Origin of the sequence: Colwellia sp. RSH04 (assembly GCF_003545765.1) — a bacterium.
GTDB lineage: Bacteria > Pseudomonadota > Gammaproteobacteria > Enterobacterales > Alteromonadaceae > Colwellia.
Window position 1 is genome coordinate 393,622 of record NZ_QXIO01000002.1, and the last position, 15,719, is coordinate 409,340.

The following is a 15,719-nucleotide window of genomic DNA, read 5'->3' on the forward strand; positions in this document are numbered from 1 at the left end:
CTGTTTAATAGTTCATATAAACTCAAATGAGTTTTTCAGCATTATCAAGGCAAAACATACCATGAAAATCATCTCGTTTAATATCAACGGCCTTCGCGCTCGTTTACATCAACTTCAAGCAATTATCGATAAACATCAACCTGATATTATCGGTTTACAAGAAATTAAAGTACATGATGAAGCTTTTCCCCTAGCTGATGTTGAAGCAATGGGTTACCACGTCTATTTTCATGGTCAAAAAGCGCATTATGGCGTGGCCATGCTTTGTAAAAAACCTGCTGATTTTGTACAGAAAGGCTTTCCTACTGATGACGAAGAAGCACAAAAGCGCATGATAATGGTAACAACAACCAATAATTTGGGTGAAAAAGTCACCGTATTAAACGGTTATTTTCCACAAGGTGACAACATCGCTCACGAAACAAAATACCCTTATAAGAGACAGTTTTATAACGATTTAATGACTTATTTAAATGATCACCACAATAAAGATGAAAACATCGTTATTATGGGTGACATTAATATTTCACCAACAGATTTAGATATCGGTATAGGTGAAGTTAACCGTAAGCGTTGGTTAAAATCAGGAAAATGCTCATTCCAGCCAGAAGAAAGAGAGTGGTTAGCCACACTGTTAGATTGGGGCTTTACTGATACATTTAGATCCCTTCATCCTGAAAGAGAAGAGCGTTATTCATGGTTTGATTACCGCTCTAAAGGCTTTGTCGATAACCGCGGTTTAAGAATTGATGTAGTACTTGCTACAGACTCACTAGCAAAACAATGTATTGAATCAGACGTTGATTACGAATTAAGAGGCATCGAGAAACCTTCAGATCACGCCCCTATTTGGTCAACATTTAAATAAAAATCATGACTAATACTACTTTAAAAACAGGGCAGCCATATTACCGCTGCCCTTTGTGCAAACAGCCTTTATCGTTAAATGATAAGGTATATCGCTGTGATAATAACCATTGCTTTGATCAAGCTAAACAAGGCTATGTAAATTTATTACCTGTGCAGTTTAAGCATTCAAAAGAACCCGGTGATAACAAAGCGATGGTAACCGCTAGGCGCGCATTTTTAGAAAAAGGTTTTTACCAGCCACTAGTCAATGCCATGCTTAAATTATATCAACAATATGCACCCGCTTCAGCGGTTGTATTTGATGCAGGTTGTGGCGAAGGTTTTTATACACATCAACACAAGAATGATGATAATCAGGTCTACGGTGTCGATATATCTAAAGAGACGGTAAAAATTGCCGCACAAAAATATAAAACATGTTTTTTTAGTGTTGGCACGTTATCAGAGCTCCCCTTTCAAGATGAACAATTTTCATGGGTGTTCAGCGTTTACGCCCCTATTTTAGAGCAAGAATTTAATAGAGTACTCGCTAAAGAAGGCTATTTATTAACTGTTACACCTGGTGCAGAGCATTTATTAGCACTGAAATCACTCATTTATCAACAAGCGAAACATCATGATGAATCAAAACAAGTTATACAAGAAATGACGCTTGTTAAAGAAGAACAGTTAACCTACGAAATGACGTTTAATAACAGCGAGGACGTATTAAATTTACTAGCTATGACCCCTTTTGCTTTTAAAGCAAGTAAAGAAGTCGTTGAACAATTAACGAAGTTAACAACATTTAGCTGTCAGGCTGATTTTATTTTACGCTTGTATCAAAAGTAAGTTTTAAAAGCTTAGCTAAATCAATATACCTTGGTTTAATCACCACCAATTTTTGAATAGCTTCTGCACCAGATACCGTTTGACCACTATTATATTTTTCATAGTGGTTTTGTTGGTTTTTTTTCGCTTTCTCAATACCTTCTTTATACCAAGAGTCTAGAGAAGGAGGTAATCGTTTATCAGCCTTAACACCAGAGATAACTAATGCTTGTACTGGCATACTCAATAAAAAAAGCCCGTAAACCAATGCTTGCGGTAAAGCCGCTAATGCAAGATTGATGGAGCCTTGCCCTGAAGGTAATCCCGAAGAAAAAAACAACTGCATAACAAAAGTAAATAATGCGAGCGCTGGAAAATATTTACAAACAAAGCGACAGCTTTGCACTGCATTATAATCTGCAAAATACCGCCCTAATTCAGGCAACTCTGGCCAAGTATTTAAGTACTGTCGGCCAAGTTTTATAATTTCAATTACCGTCATATTCATACAGCAACTATAGCAGTTTTTCTCACTTTTCAATAGTGGTAAAGACATCAGTCCAAAAGTATTTGTTATGTCGAAAACATTTAGTCGCTGAACATTTTAAAACTTATTTGCCAATTGTCATATTGTGTTAGAGAAAACTTAGAAGTAAATCAATAAAACGCTATCTCTTCACCTATTATGTTGCTTTTATGTATTGCATCAAACTTTTATTAACTTAAGTCGCTATAATAAGAATCATTCAAAAAGCTGAAAAGCATTAATACTTATTTTATTTAAAAAAAGAATGACTCTATGAATACACTCTCCTCACCTACCCTATATGAAAATGCCATTTTAGTTATCAATTGTGGTAGCTCTTCTGTGAAATTTTCATTAATACACCCTAAAACAGGTCAAACTATACTGTCAGGCCTGGCTGAATGTTTATTAGCAAATGACGCCGTCATTAAAATAAAGTTTGATAATGAACAATATAACCAAGCCCTAGACGCTCCATTCGATCATCAATCGGCTTTGAACGTCTTAGTTAAATATTTGCATCAATTTAATTTAGTGACTTCTATCTCAGCCGTTGGTCATCGAGTAGTACATGGTGGAGAAAAATATTCAGAGCCAACTCTAATTACAGAAGAGGTAGAGTCGGCTATCGAAAGCCTCGCTAAATTAGCACCATTACATAACCCTGCGAATTTAATTGGTATTAAAGCCTGCCAAAAAGCCTTCGCACACTTAAAGCAAGTTGCCATTTTTGATACCGCATTTCATCAAAGTATGCCTGAAAAAGCATTTATTTATGGATTACCCTACGACCTATATAAACAGCATGGGGTAAGGCGCTATGGTTTTCACGGTACTAGCCATTATTTTGTGGCAAAACAAGCTGCTGAACTACTTAATAAACCACTAACAGAATGTAACCTGATCAGTGCGCATTTAGGAAATGGTTGCAGTATTACCGTAATAAAAAATGGTCGCAGCGTTGATACAAGCTTAGGTATGACACCTGTTGAAGGTTTAATGATGGGCACCCGTAGTGGTGATGTTGATGCGGGTATTATTTTTCATTTAGTTGAACAACTAGGCTACTGTGTAAATGATGTTGTTCGATTACTTAATAAAAAAAGCGGCTTGTTAGGTGTTTCTCAATTAAGTAATGACTGTCGTACTTTAGAAGAAGCAATGCTTAGTGGCAACAAACAAGCAGAGCTTGCTTTAACTATATTTTGCTACCGTATAGCTAAATATATTGCATCGTTTAGTGCAAGCCTTACAGAGTTAGACGGGCTTATTTTCACCGGCGGCATTGGTGAAAACTCTTCTTGGGTTAGAGAAAAAGTTATTGAACAACTGAGCTTATTAAACTTTAACGTATCAGATGAAAAAAACCAAAAAGCCCGCTTTGGCAAATCAGGTAATATAGCGGCTGATAACGCAAGAAACTGTTGGGTTATTGCAACCAATGAAGAGTGGGTTATTGCTGAACAGACAAATAACCTATTAGAAAGTAGCTTACAAAACAATCAACAAAAAAATATTAAGGCTTAACACTATGTCACATCGAATTATGCTTATCCCTGTTGGTTCAGGTGTCGGGCTTACCAGTGTATCGCTTGGGTTATTACATGCCTGTGAACAAAAAGGTATACAAGTTGGTCATTTCAAACCCATTAGCCAACCATCTAGAAATAGTTTAGCGAAGAAAAATAAAACTATAGAAGCGATAAGCCTATCGCAAAACAACACCAGTATTTCATTAAGTTATGTCGAAGAAAAAATGGGTGATGGTCTTCACGATGTGGTACTTGAAGAGATTGTAGCCAATTTCGATGCCTTTGAGCAAAACCAAGATGTTGTCATTATTGAAGGGCTTGTACCCACAACTAGACAACCTTATGCAGGAAGAATTAATCGTGATGTTGCACAAGCATTATGTGCTGACATTGTTTTAGTTGCCGCGCCTGGTAATGACAGTACAGAAGAGTTTGAAGATAGAATTGAAGTCAGTGCAGAAACCTTTGGTGGCATCAAAAACAAGCACCTAATTGGCTGTATTATTAATAAACTAAATAGTCCTGATCAAGATGAGTTTGGCTTATTACCTCGCGAAGAAGAGATTAGTAGTGAGTTTAATCTAGCGCCATGGCAAAACCTAACCCTCTTCAAAGACAAACATTTTGATTTACTCGGCTCTATTCAATGGGAGCTCGATCTTATCGCCCCAAGAGTTGTGGATATTGCAAACTATCTTGAAGCAAAAGTTATCAATGTAGGTGATATGCAGCACAGACGTTTTAGAAGTGTTGCTTTTTGCGCAAGAACAGTAAGTAACTTGGTCAGTTATTTGGTACCTGGTCGCTTAATAGTCACCCCAGGTGATCGCACTGACATTATCATTGCAACTTGCTTGTCAGCACTTAACGGTACAAAATTAGGCGCGTTAATCTTAACAAATGGTTTTGAGCCATCTGAGCAAGTGTGGGAATTATGTAAACAAGCGTTAGAAGCAGGGTTACCGGTATTATCTGTACCATGGGATACATGGCAGACATCAAGACATATTATGAGTTTTAACCCCGAAATACCTCAAGATGATATACAGCGCCATGAAAAAGTAAAACAACATGTTGCTGATAGTTTAAATCCTGCTTGGCTTGATAAGTTAACTAACAAAAATGACAACAAGAGCTTATTGTCACCGCCAGCTTTTAGACATAAATTGACTGAATTAGCTAGACAGGGTAATAAACTAATAGTTTTACCTGAAGGTACGGATATAAGAACAATAAAGGCGGCAGCAATATGCTGTGAGAGAAACATTGCTCGTTGTCAGTTAATTGGTAATAAAGAAGAAATATTACAAATTGCCGAGCAGCAAGGTATTCACCTACCTGACAGTTTACTTATTACTGATCCTGATACGATTCGTGATAACTATGTTGGCCCGATGGTTGAACTGAGAAAAGACAAAGGGCTAACTGAAGTAATAGCCAAAGAAAACCTAAATGACAATGTTGTCTTAGCAACAATGATGCTACAACTAGGCCAAGTTGATGGTTTAGTCTCGGGTGCTGTTAATACTACAGCGAATACTATTAGGCCTGCCTTACAGTTAATTAAAACAGCTCCTGATAGTTCACTGGTATCTTCAGTATTCTTTATGCTATTGCCAGATCAAGTACTTGTGTATGGTGACTGTGCAATCAATCCTGAGCCAAATGCTGAACAACTTGCAGACATTGCCATTCAATCTGCAGATTCTGCCGCTTCATTTGGTATTGAGCCACGTGTTGCGATGATCAGTTATAGTACTGGTAGCTCTGGTCATGGTGCTGATGTAGAAAAAGTTGCGAAGGCAACCGAGTTAGCCAAACAAAAACGTCCAGATCTAATTATTGATGGTCCACTACAATACGATGCTGCGATTATGGAAAATGTAGCAAAGAAAAAAGCACCAAACAGCCCTGTTGCAGGTAAAGCAACGGTCTTTATATTTCCAGATTTGAATACCGGCAATACAACCTATAAAGCGGTACAACGATCTGCTGATTTGGTCAGTATTGGTCCTATGCTTCAAGGCATGAACAAGCCGGTAAATGATTTATCTCGAGGCGCTCTTGTTGATGATATAGTTTATACCATTGCCCTAACGGCCATCCAAGCAAAACAATAACTTAAAGTACAAATTGAGCGGTTAATTTAATGGATTAACCGCTACAAACATAAGACTTAGAAGTATTTACATCATAAAGCTTAATATTTAACACTTAACTATATAGTGTGTATGAATTTTAACTAGCCAAAAAACAACCTGCAAAAATAAACCAATAAAAACATAAAGATACCAAATAACCCAATCATTACTAACAAAGATATCCACAGGTTTTGTGGATAGACTTAACAAAAGTAAAGCTTGCTTAGAGTCTATAGATCAAAATATAAGCAAAGGTTTATAGCTATTACCTTTACAATTAATTGAAAGACCCTAAAAACAACACATTATAGATATAAAGCAATATTTATTTCACTCATATAAATCTTTCATTACCAAAGAAAAGTATATTTTTCACTTCCTTTTGATTATATTTTCATGCAGAACCATCAGAATTAACACTAGGTTAATCATCATTAAATTGTTAACCGTTAATCATTCTTTTCAACTGTGTAGGTTAAATAACCTCATTTTATAGCTTCTGCCCTGCCTAAATATCTAATCGATTACAGTAAAACTGCCTAGAAAAGTGAAAGGGCGCTAGTGTAAATTGACAGAAATGTTATATTATTATCTTAGATACACACGTAAAATAAGGACTTAGATGTCTCAGTTAACTCTTAGGCTCATCAACGAAGCTTTCGCCATTCATAGTTTAGCTAAAAACTCTGACATACCAGCACAAGTTTTCAAATCTGACATATATTTCATTGCAAAAACGTTTGATGAAATATCAATAGTTCTACCGCAAAATATTCAATTAAATAGCGATGATGTCGAAAGAGATTGGCAAGCACTTGAAGTGGTTGGTCCATTAGACTTTACGCTCACGGGTATTCTGTCAAATATTTCCACTGTGTTAGCTAATGAGAAAATTAGTATATTCGCTATGTCGACTTTTGATACTGATTATATTCTTGTTAAAGAAGCTAAAATCAAAGCCGCCATTGAAGCATTGAGAGCGAATCAATACCAAGTACTAATTCCCAGTACACAGCAATAACAACGCACTAATGACGCCATCTTCTATCAAGGTGGTACGTTAATCACCAGAAATTATATTACGAGTAAAAAATGATCACCTTATATGGCATAAATAACTGCGATACCGTTAAAAAAGCGATAAAATGGCTTAAGCAAGAAAATATTAACCATGAATTTTTTGATTTCAAAAAGCAAGAACTCACCCCTGAGTTATTAACTGGCTTCGTCGAAAAAAGTGATTGGTCAGCCTTATTAAATAAACGAAGTACTACGTTTAGAAACTTACCTGAAGACATTAAAAACAACCTGACAAATGAAGCACTCTTTACCTGTGTTCTTGAACAACCTACATTATTAAAAAGACCATTATTACTTCATGATGGACAATTAACTCTTGGGTTTAAACCAGAGTTGTACCAAGAAATATTTCATACCAAATCTTAAGCTTTAATAGCAATTAAGACTCTACATAACTGTGACATAAAGGACAGAATGTGATCCCTAATGAAAGTAACGTAATTGAATTAGCTAAAGCGCTAATTTCTAGGCCTTCAGTAACGCCAGAAGATGCGGGTTGCCAGCAACTGATGAGTGAAAGATTAAAAAACATTGGTTTTATCAATGAAACCATGGTTTTTGAAGATACAACCAACTTATGGTCTCGACGAAATGGGCAGCAGTCTACTCTCAATGATAAAGTTTTTTGTTTTGCTGGGCATACTGATGTTGTGCCTCCTGGTAACTTAGAATTATGGAAAACCCCACCCTTTGAGCCAACCATTATCGACGGTGTACTTTATGGTAGAGGTAGTGCCGATATGAAAGGCAGTTTAGCTGCTATGATTATTGCAACAGAAAAGTTTGTTGCTGATTATCCTGATCATAATGGCGCTATAGCCTTTCTCATAACCAGTGATGAAGAAGGTCCTTTTATCAATGGTACAACACGTGTTATTGATACTTTAGAAGCGCGCAATGAAAAAATAAATTACTGTATTGTCGGTGAACCATCAAGTACTCACCGTATTGGTGATGTTATAAAAAATGGCCGTAGAGGCTCAATCTCAGCCGAGGTAGATATTCATGGTAAACAAGGCCATGTTGCTTACCCTGAACATGTTAAAAATCCAATTCATAGTGCGATGCCAGCCCTAACAGAGCTTAGTCAATATCATTGGGATCATGGCAATGATTACTTTCCAGCGACTAGCTTTCAACTTTCTAATATTAATTCAGGTACTGGCGCAACTAACGTTGTGCCTGGGCACTTAACAGCGTTATTTAATTTACGTTACAGCACCGAACTTAATGATCAATTGATCGTCGATACGATAGAGTCTGTCTTAACAAAGCATGAATTAAATTACGATATAAAATGGACTTTTAATGGCAAACCTTTTGTCACAGAAATGACCGACAGTAAGCACTGCTTCTTGGCAAGCGTAAGTAAATCTGTAGAAGTTGTAACAGGCTTAGCACCTGAACTATCGACATCTGGCGGAACATCTGATGGGCGTTTTATCGCTCCAACAGGCGCTCAAGTAATAGAACTTGGCCCTTGTAATTCGACCATTCATCAAGTAAATGAAGCTGTTGTTTGTAAAGACTTGGAACAATTAGTTGATATTTATTACGAGTGCTTAAAACGCATGTTAACTGACTAAACGCATTATTAACTATGTTTTTAACTACACCTATTACTGCAGCACAGTTACTCGGTACAACTGAGCAACATATTAGACTTATTGATGAGCGAGTTGCTATTCACCAAGACATGCACAGTGCTTTTACTAGCCTACAAAAAGCTGCTTTAGCGGATGATATAAAAATAGATATTGCCAGTGGTTTTCGCTCGTTTGAACGCCAAAAAATGATATGGAATAATAAGTTTTCAGGTAGAAGCCCTGTTAAAAATGAAGTAGGAAAAAGTGTTAATTTATCCTCACTTTCTGACATAGATAAAGCCAATGCCATACTATTATTTTCAGCGCTACCTGGTGCTAGTCGACATCATTGGGGTTGTGATATAGATATTTATTCGCAAAAACTATTGCCTGAACAGCAAACACTTCAGTTAGAGCCTTGGGAATATGAAAGTACTGGCCCTTTCGCACCATTAACAGCATGGCTCAAGGAACACGCTCGTGCATTTGATTTTTATTTTCCCTACGATAAATATCGCGGTGGCATTGCAGCAGAGCCTTGGCATTTATCCTTTGCCCCCCTTTCACATGCTTATGAGCAAGCTTTTCAACTCGACATCTTAATAGATTGCATTAATCACTCAAATATAGAGGGGGGGCAGATGATAATAAACAATCTTGATTTTATCGTTAAAACGTATATTAGCAACGTCAACGAAGGAGAATTCACTTGCCTTTAAACAGTCACGTACTTTCCTTTTCTCATCAATAAAAAAGAGGATAATGCATTGGAAGATTGGTTAACATTTATCGTAATTGGCATTGCCGTAGTAATACTCATTGGCAATTTTAGTTCGTTTCAAAAAAGCGCTAAACAAAAGCTAAGAAAAAAAGGGTTAAATGATTTAAAAGAGACTTTACCTAGAACGCAGAAAACATCACACAAGATGGATACTATCAATAAAGATAAAGAGTAGCTTTTACGTTAAAACAACGGTATTTGCTCTAAATCAGAGATAAACAACGTTGAGTAAACTGTAGTAGCTCATATCTGATCTGAAAATTTTGAATATAGGTTTTGACCTCATCGTACAATCAACAAAGTCGGTATCTTAGCCAAAAGCTGACATTGGCAACAAAACAAATATTCACTGTTGCTAATGTCATGACTAATTTTTAGATCTGTCTAAAATACATATATAGCACTAATACCCACTTCAGCTTCATAATCACTTCGAGCAATAGGGCTGTCTCGCACTTCACTGCTATAGTATTCAAAAAGTGCTTCGCCATAGAGTTGCCAGCTTTCATTAATATTATGTCGATAATTATAATCAACACCAATCGAGCGAATTCCTCCGCTAATTTTTATCTTATCTAAACCTGATGCGGCAGATTGTTCGTCATTTACTCCAAACCCTTTATTGGCATATTCGCTATCATGAAAAACTGCAACCAAGTTAACTTCTGAACCAGTGCCATCGGATTGGTCTCCAAAGCGTCGTCCAATACCAAACAAACCTAAATTACCCTCATCTCCAGCGACTAAACGCCCCACTAGCCAGTAGCGCCAATCAGGAGTAAAAGAACGGCGTGCTTGAAGCACTAGTTCAAAACCCTCCTCTTGATCACCTAACCCATCAAGTCTCCCATCATCTGAATCACCTTCTTCTCTGCCTTCATCAAACCCTACAAGAGCATCCAAAAGCCACTCATCAGAAACAAGACTTCGCCACCCAAAAGCTTCTCCTGCAAAATAATAGATATTGTTTCCATCTCGCCATTGCACTGCACCAGCAGGTTGAGGTTCAAAACCAAATTCATCTGAACCTTCGTATGCTGACTCATATTCAACACCTAACCCAAGCCCAAACGCCCATCCATTTTCACCTTTTGTAAAATCATCAACTGATGGTAATGGCACTAAAACAGTTTTGTTGTCTTGTGCAATAACAGTATTGATTGAGAATAGTAGTATCGAAGGAATTAAAAGTCGGCTTATTATATTTTTCATAGAGTTACCCTGAATTAGTGCAGAAATATACTTATTAACTTTAGGATACGTATGGGATTAATAAAAGGTTCAGATATTCGAGGGTGGATATGCTTTTAACTTAGGGCATGCAAAAATCACAGTTTCTATTTATCTTCAGCTTTCGTATCTTTGTTAACATTGACCTTGTGATTTCTTCAGCTAGCCAATTACGGACATTAGCCTTTGTAAAAAACCAAAGATATCTAGGGTAATATTATCAAAAGCTTATACTTGTTTGTGAGGTTGGTTTAAGCTCAAATCAGTCGTTAAAATTAAACTATTATTTAGAATATATAAGCATTCGTTAAGGCTTTTTTGCTGAAGATATATAGCCTGAAGCACTGATAACTATTATCAGTGCTTCATTACTATAATTAAAATGTCTTTTTATCTTTTGCCGCCAAGACTTCACCATTCTTGGCAATTTTAAAATAGACTTTTTTATCACTTTTTGGATTACTAGCACTAACCACATAATAGCTATCTTCAACACTCGAAATTGCAAACTGAGATTTGTCTAGGCTCTTCCAAGTATCATCAAGCTTACCTACGGCAAAACCAACGTCTTTGAAAGTCATTTTTTTTATCGCTTTTGCAGCAATGCTAAGTGCTTTTTGACCGCTGATAACATCATGATCACCGTGAGCATATACATTAATGCTTAGTAAAGCGGTGCATAATGCAATAATTGATAGTATTTTGTTCATTGTATTCTCCAGAGTTTATATCGTAATAATTATTGTTTCAGACCAATCACTTCATACTGGCCTTTGACCATAAGCTGTATAGCGATAGCTTTATCGGTCTTATTTTTCCAATACCAGCCATGAGAACCAGCAAATGGAGTAGTAAAGCTACCTTTCATTTCGTTAGTGGTAGCAATTGCAAAACTTTCAAAGTATCCCGTAGTGTCCCCCTCCGGTTCACCATGTAAATCAAAGTAGAGTGATTCACCATCTGTTAACCATTCATATGTCATTTTCTCATACTGCTTCATATAAAACTTATACTCTATACCTCGCCCTGCTGGTACAGTAACTTCAATCGTTTGAAATTCATCAGTACCTTTGCTGGTAGCTAAACTAGTTGCTGGTTGCTGTTCTTCTCCTGCTGTTGCTAAGACAGTTAAGCCTAGTTTTTTGCCAATTCCCGTAGGATCAATATTATATTCTGCTGGTAATATCAGTGTGACTATCGCGATGGCCGCAATAACGATTGCTGACACGCTCGCTTTGATTAATGTTTTACTACTTACTGTATGTTGCATAACTTTCTCTTATCTTTTTTGATTTATTAAATGGTGAAATAACCCGTTAATTGCAGACCCATCAACATAACACCTGCACTCATCAATGCAGTGTTAGTTAATGTTGAAAATCGTTGAAATGATGGGAGTTTACGCCATGCATTTATCACTATCAGAATGATTGCAAGAGCAGCAAACTGACCAAGCTCAACACCTAAATTAAAGGCTATTAAGTTAGTGATTAGCCCATCTTCTGGTAATTGGAATTCTTGTAATTTAGTCGCCAGACCAAAACCATGAAATAGGCCAAATATTAGCACTGCCCATTGCGTATTTGGTTGCCAGTTAAAGCAACGTTTAAAGCCACCTAAATTATCAAAACCCTTATACACCACTGAAAATCCTATAATGGCATCAATTAAGTATGCGTTGACTTGAATATCGCTTAAAACACCAAACAGTAAAGTGACGCTATGCCCAATGGTAAACATGGTTACATAAAGTAATACATCTCTGCTGTGATATAGGAAAAAAATTACACCGACTAAAAACAGAATGTGATCATAACCAGTGATCATATGCTTAGCGCCGATGTATAAAAACGGAATGAATTGAACTCCAGTATTTTGTTCTAAAAAAGCTCGCGTCTTATCATCAACACCATGTGCTAAAACATCAACACTGATTAATGCAAAAGCAACGATAAGTAAGTACAGGCTATACTTGATAACATTCTTAACGCCAATAGTATTAATTGTTAGATTATTTGGCATCAGATGACTCCAATACTTCAACTTCAGTCAAAAGTGACTCCTTTTCTCTATGTAAAATTCGATATAACGCAGGGATAACAAACAAGGTCAGTAAGGTGGATGAAATGATCCCGCCAATAACTACCGTTGCGAGTGGACGCTGCACTTCTGAGCCTATCCCCGTATTTAATGCCATAGGAATAAAACCTAAGGATGCAACGAGTGCGGTTGTTAGCACTGGTCGTAATCGTGTTAAAGCCCCGTCAAATATTGCCTGATTAAGCGAAACGCCGTCTTTTCGAAGCTCTCGAATAAACGACACCATGACTAAGCCATTCAAAATCGCAATACCTGATAGCGCAATAAAACCAACAGCAGCGGATATTGAAAATGGAATATCTCTAAGAAGCAGTGCTGCAATACCACCAGTCAACGCTAAAGGCACTCCAGTAAAGATAATCATCGCATCTTTAACTGAATTTAATGCCAAAATTAATAAGCCAATGATCATTAACAAAGTGACAGGTACAACAACACTCAAGCGTTTTGATGCTGATTGTAGCTTTTGATATGTACCGCCATATTCAACCCAATATCCAGCAGGCACTTCAACACTGTCACCAATAGCGGCTTGAATATCTGCAACAAAACTGCCTAAATCTCGACCCCTTATATTAGCGGTGACTACCACACGGCGCTTTCCGTTTTCACGGTTGATTTGATTTGCAGCTGAAATAAGCTCTAGCGTTACTAATTCTTGTAGAGGGATAGCATGACCATCAGGTAAATGAATCGGTAAGTACGATAGTTCATCAATATTATTACGTCTTGTCTCACTTAAGCGAACAACAATATCCGAGCGTATGTCACCTTGATAAAACTTCCCTGCAATGGTGCCACCCATTGCAGTTGCTACTTGAGATTGCACTTGGGCAATGCTAATTCCATGTTGCATAAGTTTCTGACGTTTAGGCACTAAGCTCAACATAGGTAAACCTGTTATCTGCTCTACCTGAATATCGGCAATACCATCGACTTGAGCAATTGCAGACTCAATTTCAGCGCCAAGTGCTGCTAATGAATCAAAATCATCACCGAATACTTTTATTGCCAGTTCTGCCCTAACACCAGCAAGTAGCTCGTTAAATCGCATTTGAATAGGCTGTAGGAATTCATAACGGTTTCCCGGAATTGGCTCAACCAGTGCTGCTAACTCTTCGACAACTTGTGCTTTGCTTTTATTTGGATCAGGCCACTCGTTTCTAGGCTTAAGAATAATAAAGTTATCGGCAACACTTGGAGGTACTGCATCAGTTGCTACATCAGCGGTGCCAATTTTTGCGAAGACTCGCTCAACCTCAGGCATTTGTTTAATTTTTTCTTCTAACGTCGATTGCAGTGCAATAGCTTGACTCAAAGACGTACCTGGAATACGCAAAGCGTGCATGGCAATATCTCCTTCATCTAAATTAGGCGCAAATTCACTGCCTAAATTAGTCGCTTGAATACCAAACCAAATCACTAACGCCGAGGCTGAAAACACGACAAACCATCGAGCTTTAATCACCCAGTTTAAAGCTGGACGATATAAGACTTCTGCCCCTCGCATTAATGGGCTATGTTTTTCTTTAACTGGTTTTTTAAACAATAACGCGATCATTGCGGGTACAAAGGTTACTGAAAGTAACATCGCACTCAGCAATGCGATAACTACTGTAATTGCCATTGGGTGAAACATCTTGCCTTCAACGCCTTCTAAAGCAAATATCGGCAAATAAACAGCAGTAATAATAAATACACCAAACAACGCAGGGCGAATAACTTCACGCGTGGCTTCAAACACTAATTCCATTCGCTCTTTTAAAGGCAACGGATTTGGCCCTGCTTGGCTTAAACGGCGTAAACAATTCTCAACAATAATAATGGCTCCATCAACGAGTAAGCCAAAATCTAAAGCGCCTAGGCTCATTAAATTGGCACTAACTCGCGTTTGCACCATCCCTGTTACGGTCATTAACATGGCAAATGGGATCACTAACGCCGTTAAGAATGCGGCGCGGAAATTACCCAATAAAACAAACAGCACCACGATTACTAGAATTGCACCTTCCGCTAAGTTGGTTTGCACGGTTGTTAAGGTTTTATCCACTAATTTTGTTCTATCGTAAACAGCAGTAGCAACGATGCCTTCTGGTAGAGTCGCATTAATTTCTTTTAGCTTTTCACCTACACCGTGCGCAACGGTACGACTATTTTCGCCGATAAGCATAAATACCGTACTCATGACCACTTCACGGCCATTTTGAGTTGCAGCTCCTGTTCTCAACCCTTTGCCATTTTCAATGTCAGCTACGTCTTTGACATAAATCGCAGAGCCTTTGTGTGTTTGTAGCACAATATCGCCAACGGCTTGCATGCTGGTAACTTGTCCTGGAACTCTTAGCAACCATTGGGCACCTTTTTGCTCAATGAAACCCGCACCTTGATTTTGGTTATTGCTGGCTATTGCATTAACAACATCTGCTTGCGTTAAGCCAAATGCCATTAGTTTTTCTGGATTAAATGCAACTAAGATCTCACGCTCAAAGCCACCGATAGGGTTTACTTCCACAACACCAGGTACACGCATTAATTGCGGCCTAATAGTCCAGTCATGAACAGTACGTAAGTCCATAGGAGTGATTGCGTAGCCATCGGGGTGAGTAGCGCCTTCTTTTGCATCAACGGTGAACATAAATATTTCACCTAGACCTGTCGCGATTGGCCCTAACTCAGGTTCTAAACCAAGAGGTAATTCAGAGCGTGCTGCCGATAAACGCTCATTGACTAACTGACGCGCAAAATAAATGTCAGTATCATCATTAAAAATCGCCACAACTTGAGATAAACCATAACGTGAAACAGAGCGCGTATAGGTTAAGCCTGGTAGACCTGATAACGCAGTTTCAAGGGGAAATGTTACTCTTTGTTCAACCTCAAGTGGGGTATATCCTGCGGCTTCAGTATTGATCATCACCTGTACATTAGTAATATCAGGTACTGCATCTATTGGTAGTTTAGTAAAATTCCAGATGCCTAAACCAGAAACAGCAAGTACCATCACCATAACGAGGAACTTCCGCTTTATTGAAAAGCGTAAAATGGACTCTAACATTGATACGC

General features: G+C 37.8%; 15 protein-coding genes. 9 read left to right on the plus strand and 6 right to left on the minus strand.

Annotated elements, in window-relative coordinates; translation table 11 throughout:
• The first annotated feature begins 61 nt into the window (after window positions 1-61).
• Window positions 62-868 (plus strand): exodeoxyribonuclease III, encoded by an 807-nt coding sequence (xthA, locus tag D1094_RS05295; protein WP_118959037.1) that lies wholly within the window; start codon window positions 62-64, stop codon window positions 866-868.
• A gap of 5 nt (window positions 869-873) precedes the next feature.
• The gene (gene rlmA / locus D1094_RS05300; protein WP_118959038.1) at window positions 874-1,701 is read left to right on the plus strand and encodes a 23S rRNA (guanine(745)-N(1))-methyltransferase; all 828 of its coding nucleotides are present in this window, start codon (window positions 874-876) and stop codon (window positions 1,699-1,701) included.
• Here rlmA and D1094_RS05305 read toward each other — a convergent pair.
• Window positions 1,676-2,182 carry a DUF412 domain-containing protein gene (locus D1094_RS05305; protein ID WP_259337825.1) on the minus strand — a complete coding sequence of 169 codons (507 nt, stop codon included), beginning with the start codon at window positions 2,180-2,182 and terminating at the stop codon, window positions 1,676-1,678. The two genes, rlmA and D1094_RS05305, sit on opposite strands and share 26 nt — an antisense overlap.
• A 297-nt stretch (window positions 2,183-2,479) precedes the next feature.
• Between D1094_RS05305 and D1094_RS05310 the strand changes: the two genes are divergently transcribed.
• The 7 genes from D1094_RS05310 (at window position 2,480) to D1094_RS05340 (ending at window position 9,501) form a co-directional block, all read left to right on the plus strand.
• Window positions 2,480-3,733 (plus strand): acetate kinase, encoded by a 1,254-nt coding sequence (locus D1094_RS05310; RefSeq protein WP_118959040.1) that lies wholly within the window; start codon window positions 2,480-2,482, stop codon window positions 3,731-3,733.
• Between the two features lie 4 nt (window positions 3,734-3,737).
• Window positions 3,738-5,858: a phosphate acetyltransferase gene (gene pta / locus D1094_RS05315; protein WP_118959041.1), complete on the plus strand. Its 2,121-nt coding sequence runs from the start codon at window positions 3,738-3,740 to the stop codon at window positions 5,856-5,858.
• Between the two features lie 643 nt (window positions 5,859-6,501).
• Complete coding sequence (locus D1094_RS05320) at window positions 6,502-6,900, plus strand: ACT domain-containing protein (RefSeq protein WP_118959042.1); 399 nt, start codon at window positions 6,502-6,504, stop codon at window positions 6,898-6,900.
• Window positions 6,901-6,971: 71 nt separating this feature from the next.
• Window positions 6,972-7,325, plus strand: a complete 354-nt coding sequence (locus tag D1094_RS05325) for an arsenate reductase (protein WP_118959043.1) — start codon at window positions 6,972-6,974, stop codon at window positions 7,323-7,325.
• 53 nt (window positions 7,326-7,378) lie between these two features.
• On the plus strand, window positions 7,379-8,545 hold the full coding sequence (gene dapE, locus D1094_RS05330; RefSeq protein WP_118959125.1) for a succinyl-diaminopimelate desuccinylase: 1,167 nt from the start codon (window positions 7,379-7,381) through the stop codon (window positions 8,543-8,545).
• 14 nt (window positions 8,546-8,559) lie between these two features.
• Window positions 8,560-9,264: a M15 family metallopeptidase gene (locus tag D1094_RS05335; RefSeq protein ID WP_118959044.1), complete on the plus strand. Its 705-nt coding sequence runs from the start codon at window positions 8,560-8,562 to the stop codon at window positions 9,262-9,264.
• Window positions 9,265-9,312: 48 nt separating this feature from the next.
• A complete protein-coding gene (locus D1094_RS05340) occupies window positions 9,313-9,501 on the plus strand; it encodes a hypothetical protein (protein ID WP_118959045.1) in 189 nt (62 codons plus the stop codon).
• Between the two features lie 209 nt (window positions 9,502-9,710).
• Here the strand turns inward: D1094_RS05340 and D1094_RS05345 are convergent, their stop codons facing one another.
• The 5 genes from D1094_RS05345 to D1094_RS05365 all read right to left on the minus strand — a co-directional run bounded on the left by D1094_RS05345 (window position 9,711) and on the right by D1094_RS05365 (window position 15,711).
• Window positions 9,711-10,538, minus strand: a complete 828-nt coding sequence (locus D1094_RS05345) for a MipA/OmpV family protein (protein WP_118959046.1) — start codon at window positions 10,536-10,538, stop codon at window positions 9,711-9,713.
• A 395-nt stretch (window positions 10,539-10,933) separates the two neighbouring features.
• Complete coding sequence (locus D1094_RS05350; protein WP_118959047.1) at window positions 10,934-11,266, minus strand: DUF6488 family protein; 333 nt, start codon at window positions 11,264-11,266, stop codon at window positions 10,934-10,936.
• Between the two features lie 29 nt (window positions 11,267-11,295).
• A complete protein-coding gene (locus D1094_RS05355) occupies window positions 11,296-11,826 on the minus strand; it encodes a hypothetical protein (RefSeq protein ID WP_118959048.1) in 531 nt (176 codons plus the stop codon).
• Window positions 11,827-11,852: 26 nt separating this feature from the next.
• A complete protein-coding gene (locus D1094_RS05360) occupies window positions 11,853-12,578 on the minus strand; it encodes a HupE/UreJ family protein (RefSeq protein ID WP_118959049.1) in 726 nt (241 codons plus the stop codon).
• Window positions 12,568-15,711 carry an efflux RND transporter permease subunit gene (locus tag D1094_RS05365; protein ID WP_118959050.1) on the minus strand — a complete coding sequence of 1,048 codons (3,144 nt, stop codon included), beginning with the start codon at window positions 15,709-15,711 and terminating at the stop codon, window positions 12,568-12,570. Before D1094_RS05365 ends, D1094_RS05360 begins: the two co-directional genes overlap by 11 nt.
• Window positions 15,712-15,719: the final 8 nt, after the last annotated feature.

Bases quoted from the DNA above. Each gene is read 5' to 3' on its own strand.
- D1094_RS05335 (WP_118959044.1), top strand. From the start codon at position 8,560: ATGTTTTTAACTACACCTATTACTGCAGCACAGTTACTCGGTACAACT.
- D1094_RS05310 (WP_118959040.1), top strand. From the start codon at position 2,480: ATGAATACACTCTCCTCACCTACCCTATATGAAAATGCCATTTTAGTT.
- rlmA (WP_118959038.1), top strand. From the start codon at position 874: ATGACTAATACTACTTTAAAAACAGGGCAGCCATATTACCGCTGCCCT.
- D1094_RS05355 (WP_118959048.1), bottom strand. From the start codon at position 11,826: ATGCAACATACAGTAAGTAGTAAAACATTAATCAAAGCGAGCGTGTCA.
- xthA (WP_118959037.1), top strand. From the start codon at position 62: ATGAAAATCATCTCGTTTAATATCAACGGCCTTCGCGCTCGTTTACAT.
- D1094_RS05325 (WP_118959043.1), top strand. From the start codon at position 6,972: ATGATCACCTTATATGGCATAAATAACTGCGATACCGTTAAAAAAGCG.
- D1094_RS05350 (WP_118959047.1), bottom strand. From the start codon at position 11,266: ATGAACAAAATACTATCAATTATTGCATTATGCACCGCTTTACTAAGC.
- D1094_RS05365 (WP_118959050.1), bottom strand. From the start codon at position 15,711: ATGTTAGAGTCCATTTTACGCTTTTCAATAAAGCGGAAGTTCCTCGTT.
- D1094_RS05305 (WP_259337825.1), bottom strand. From the start codon at position 2,182: ATGACGGTAATTGAAATTATAAAACTTGGCCGACAGTACTTAAATACT.
- pta (WP_118959041.1), top strand. From the start codon at position 3,738: ATGTCACATCGAATTATGCTTATCCCTGTTGGTTCAGGTGTCGGGCTT.
- D1094_RS05360 (WP_118959049.1), bottom strand. From the start codon at position 12,578: ATGCCAAATAATCTAACAATTAATACTATTGGCGTTAAGAATGTTATC.
- D1094_RS05320 (WP_118959042.1), top strand. From the start codon at position 6,502: ATGTCTCAGTTAACTCTTAGGCTCATCAACGAAGCTTTCGCCATTCAT.
- D1094_RS05345 (WP_118959046.1), bottom strand. From the start codon at position 10,538: ATGAAAAATATAATAAGCCGACTTTTAATTCCTTCGATACTACTATTC.